Source organism: Nocardia wallacei (assembly GCF_029868745.1).
In the GTDB taxonomy this organism is placed as follows: domain Bacteria; phylum Actinomycetota; class Actinomycetes; order Mycobacteriales; family Mycobacteriaceae; genus Nocardia; species Nocardia wallacei_B.
This window is the reverse complement of record NZ_JARWOP010000162.1, coordinates 1-4,435: the sequence shown is the minus strand read 5'-3', so window position 1 is coordinate 4,435 and position 4,435 is coordinate 1. Positions and strand designations below refer to the sequence as shown.

Sequence of the window (4,435 nt, the reverse complement as noted above, 5' to 3'; positions counted from 1 at the left end):
CCCCCCCCCCCCCCCCCCCCCCCCCCCCCCCCCCCCCCCCCCCCCCCCCCCCCCCCCCCCCCCCCCCCCCCCCCCCCCCCCCCCACGTGCTTGCGCCGCAATGGGCATTTCGATCACCAATTCGAAATCGGTGTCGAAGTCACCAGGTCAGGTCACTCGGATGGTGACGTTCGGGTAGCCGGTGGCGCCGTCGGGGATGACGTCGCGGAGTTCGGAGGTTTGGAGCTCGCCGGTGCCGTCGGTGGCTCGGGCTCGGAGGGTGTGGGGGCCGGGGGTGGCGTCCCAGTCGTAGACCCACTGGCGCCAGGTGTCGAGGGAGGGTTCGGCGGCGAGGCGGGCGGGTTGCCATGGGCCGTCGTCTATTCGGACCTCGACGGCGGTGATGCCGCGGTGCTGGGCCCAGGCGACACCGGCGACGGGGATGCGGCCCGCGCTCACCCGGGCGCCCACGCGGGGGGTGTCGATACGAGTGCCGGTTTTGATCGGGCCGAGGGCCGACCAGCCCCGTTTGGTCCAATATGCCTGTGCCCGGTCGAATCTCGTGATCTCCAGCTCGGTGACCCACTTGGTGGCGGACACGTATCCGTACAGGCCCGGGACCACCAGCCGGGCCGGGTAGCCGTGCCGGACCGGGAGCGGTTCGCCGTTCATGCCGACGGCGAGCAGGGCATCGCGGCCGTCGGTGAGGGCGGCGAGCGGGCTGCCCGCGGTGAAGCCGTCGGCGCTGCGGGAGAGCACCATGTCCGCGTCGGGGTGCGGCCGCGCTTCGGCGAGTAGTTCGTCCAGGCGGTAGCCGAGCCAGCGGGCGTTGCCGATCAGGTCGCCGCCCACCGGATTCGACACGCAGGCGAGCGTCACCAGCCGCTCGACCGGCGTGCGCCGCGCGAGATCGGCGTAACCGAGCCGGATTTCGCGTTCGACCATGCCGTGGATCCGCAGCGACCAGGTCTCGGTGCTGACCTGCGGCACCACCAGCGCGGTATCGATCCGGTAGAAGTCGCTGTTGGGCGTGAGATACGGCGTGATCCCCGGGATCCTGAGGTCCGCGGCGGGATCGACCGGCGGCCCGGCGACCGGCGGCGCGGGCAACTCCACCGCCGCCCGTTCACCCGAAACACTATGCGCCCGAACCCCCAACAGCCGTCCCGCCACCCCCGCCGCACCCGCGAGCACCGCCACACCGACTATCCCGCGCACCACCTGCCGACGTCCCATCTCCCGACCGCTCCCGCCGGAACCCGTTGTCGCCGTAGCACTTTCCATGCCTCGAGCAGCGCGTGCCCGCTCCTCGTCCCGCCCTGACGCAATACCCGCCGCCCTCGCTACCCCACCCGCCTCACCAACGGCGCCGGAAAATGCACCGTCGTCCCGCCCGGCACCGGCAACACTCCCGCCCTCCGCCGACGAGGCACCCGCCTCCGCATCAGCCGAAGTAACGCTCTCCGCAGACTCACCGACACCCGAGGCCCCCGGCTCATCGTGGCCACCTGCCGCTGACGCCGCCGGGGTGCCCTCCAGAGCCTCGCTGCGTCGAATTGTCCAGCGCAGCATGGCTATTCCAAGTGCGACACCGATCATTGTGGGCAGGGACCAGGTCCAGGACGCAGGCGGCCGATTTATCGCCGCGACCGCGGCGACTACGCCGAAGAGTGCGAACAGGACGGATCCGATCGGGCGATCGGTCCGCTCCAGTCGACCGGCGAGTGCCGCGACGCCGAGCGCGACAAGACCCATCGACACGAACAGCACCAGCTTGTCGTTGGTGCCGAAGGTGTCGATGGCCCATTCGCGGACCCGGTCCGGCGTGCGGTCCACGACCGTCGAGCCGAGCGCCGCCAAGGGCGCGCTGCCCGGATCGATCGCCGCCGACACCAGTTCGGCGACGCCCAGCGCCAGCCCGGCGGCCACCACGCCACCGGCCGCCCGCAGCCCAGATCCGGTCATAGCGCGAGCGTACTGCGGTTTCCCGCGACCGAGCGGGCGGAAAGCGGGCAGCGGACCGCGACGTCACACATTCGTCAGAACCTCGGGGAACCGGGTACCCCGAACGTGAGGTCGCGCACGTTGCCAGTTCCACGGCCACAACCCAGCGGGCTCTCAGGAATCGCGCGCTTAATGGATACAGAGGCATTGACCATACGAGGACGTGATGACCTTGCATCCCTATGAACCGCCGCGGCCACCCCGCAGGCACGGCCTGAACTTCACCGTCGTGGCCGCCATCGTGCTGGCTCTGGCCGTCGCCATCGGGTTCGTCGCCGCGCGCTTCGAGACGTCGCAGCACGTCCCGGCCGCGCCACCGGCCCAGTCGGGCGATGTGATGCAGGCCTTCGACGCGCAGAGCAAGGCCGATCTCGGCGAGGCGGCGCAAAAGGTCGTCCCGGGCATCGTCACGGTGAATACCCAGCTCGGTCTGCAGGGCGGGGGCGGCGCGGGCACCGGGATCGTGCTCACCTCCGACGGCACCGTGCTGACCAACAACCACGTGGTCGAGGGCGCCACCGCCATCGAGGTGACCAGCCTGGCCAACGGCCGGACCTACGACGCCGCGGTGCTCGGCTACGACCGCACGAACGATCTGGCGGTACTGCGACTGTCCGGCGCGTCCGGCCTGCCGACGGCCCCACTCGGTGATTCCGACAAGGTCGCGGTGGGCGACGAGATCGTCGGCGTCGGCAATGCCGGTGGCACGGGCAGCCCGACCGCGGCGGGCGGCAAGGTGACCGCGCTGAACCGCTCCATCACCGCGAGCGACGAATCCTCCGGCAGCTCAGAACAATTGACCGGCCTGATCCAGGTCGCGGCGAATATCCAGCCCGGCGATTCCGGCGGGCCGCTGGTGAACGACTCGGGCCAGGTCATCGGCGTCAATACCGCGGCCTCGCAGGGATTCCGGCTCGGCGCGGGCGGTGGTCAGGGCTTCGCCATCCCGATCAACAAGGCGCTCACCATCGCCGAGCAGATTCAGGCCGGGACGGCTTCCGGCACCGTGCACATCGGCCCGACGGCCTTCCTCGGCCTCACGGTCAGCGATGCGAACGGCGCCGGCGCACTGGTCCGCAATATCGTCCGCGGCGGTCCCGCCGACCAGCTCGGACTGGCCCCCGGCACGGTGATCACCGGAATCGACGGCGACCGCATCGACTCGGCCAACGCCCTGATCGCGACGATGGACAAGCACCATCCCGGCGACAACGTGAACGTCACCTGGATCGACCGCACCGGACAAACCCAGAACGCCAAGGTCGAACTGGCCGAAGGCCCGGTAGGATGAAATCGGATTCAGGTTATCTTGCAAAAGCTCGGTTGCTTCCTACCAGCCTAAACTTCGCCAATCTGATTCGAGATGGGTACGCCGTCGTGAAGGTACGCGACGCGGTTCCCTTCCGCAGCTCTTAAAGCGGCGCTCACGCGCGACCAAATATAGGGCCGTAGCCGCCGTCGCGCTTGTTCCGGCGTGCAGAATTCGAACGCTGCAAGCTCGGAATCCGCGAGGTACAGCCCCTCTATCTGGTCACCGGTAAGCGTTCCGGCATCGAATACGAACATCAACGAGTCGTCCCACACCCCGTGTGGCGAGACCCAGTCCAGGCACAACAGCGCCATTCCGGTAGTCGGCAGATGCAGTCCAAGTTCCTCGTTCAATTCTCGTCGCACGGCGTCGATCGGTGGTTCGTTTGCCTCCGCCATACCACCGGGGATATCCCAATCAGGCTTGTACTTCGGGTCGACCAACAGGAAACGGCCGCGTCCATCCCGAATAATTGCGTCCGCTCCTACACGCTTACGCGGCTGCTTCGCATTGCCCTCTGCGAGATATTCCCGCCATGCTTGGGGGTCACGTTTATATAGCGGCGTGTCGGAATTCATGTCACCCTTTGGTAGAGGACAATGGAAATTCGGGCACATCTCTTCCCAGCCTCCGCGACAACCACAGTCGCTGACGCAACGCATCGTCCAGACATTCGAGAAATTCACGGACGAGTGCTACAGAACTATACGGCTCCATCAGCAGTTCGGCAGCATACGTTCTTGGCTACAACCCCGGCCGCATGGTGGTGAGTGCGCCGTGTCCGCCGACGTGCATCACACCGAATGCAATGGGTTGCGGGTGACCTGGCGGCGCGACCCGGCCCGCCAGCAGATCCTCGTAGTCGGCATAGACGCCATCAGCGATCGTTCGGAGGTGGTGACTCTCGCGCCGGGTGACCACCTGGACTTGGTGCAAGCGCGGCAGCGGTGGCCGCAGCTCGCGCCGTTGTGGAATGCGATACGGCACGACTTCTGGACCGGAGCGGGGGTCGCGCCACCCCGCCGGAGGGCCGCCCCGCAGATCGGTGCGCAGCACCACGGTGACGGTGGCGCTCGCGGCCCGGACGGCGCGACCGTCGCGCCCGTGCCGTAGCCCGACGGCGAACCGCAGCTCGTCCGGCGC

4 protein-coding genes are annotated in these 4,435 nt (G+C 68.5%); 1 reads left to right on the top strand and 3 read right to left on the bottom strand.

Annotation, left to right across the window (positions count from 1 at the left end; translation table 11 throughout):
• Positions 1 to 147: 147 nt before the first annotated feature.
• On the bottom strand, positions 148 to 1,944 hold the full coding sequence (locus QH470_RS13280) for a molybdopterin-dependent oxidoreductase (RefSeq protein WP_280272641.1): 1,797 nt from the start codon (positions 1,942 to 1,944) through the stop codon (positions 148 to 150).
• Positions 1,945 to 2,149: 205 nt separating this feature from the next.
• Between QH470_RS13280 and QH470_RS13275 the strand changes: the two genes are divergently transcribed.
• A complete protein-coding gene (locus QH470_RS13275) occupies positions 2,150 to 3,274 on the top strand; it encodes a S1C family serine protease (RefSeq protein ID WP_280272640.1) in 1,125 nt (374 codons plus the stop codon).
• A 47-nt stretch (positions 3,275 to 3,321) separates the two neighbouring features.
• Here the strand turns inward: QH470_RS13275 and QH470_RS13270 are convergent, their stop codons facing one another.
• The gene (locus tag QH470_RS13270; protein WP_280272639.1) at positions 3,322 to 3,870 is read right to left on the bottom strand and encodes an NUDIX domain-containing protein; all 549 of its coding nucleotides are present in this window, start codon (positions 3,868 to 3,870) and stop codon (positions 3,322 to 3,324) included.
• A gap of 166 nt (positions 3,871 to 4,036) precedes the next feature.
• Positions 4,037 to 4,435, bottom strand: a 399-nt coding sequence (locus tag QH470_RS13265; RefSeq protein WP_280272638.1) for a hypothetical protein, incomplete at its 5' end; no start/stop codon positions are given.

Bases quoted from the DNA above. Each gene is read 5' to 3' on its own strand.
- QH470_RS13275 (WP_280272640.1), top strand. From the start codon at position 2,150: ATGACCTTGCATCCCTATGAACCGCCGCGGCCACCCCGCAGGCACGGC.
- QH470_RS13280 (WP_280272641.1), bottom strand. From the start codon at position 1,944: ATGACCGGATCTGGGCTGCGGGCGGCCGGTGGCGTGGTGGCCGCCGGG.
- QH470_RS13270 (WP_280272639.1), bottom strand. From the start codon at position 3,870: ATGAATTCCGACACGCCGCTATATAAACGTGACCCCCAAGCATGGCGG.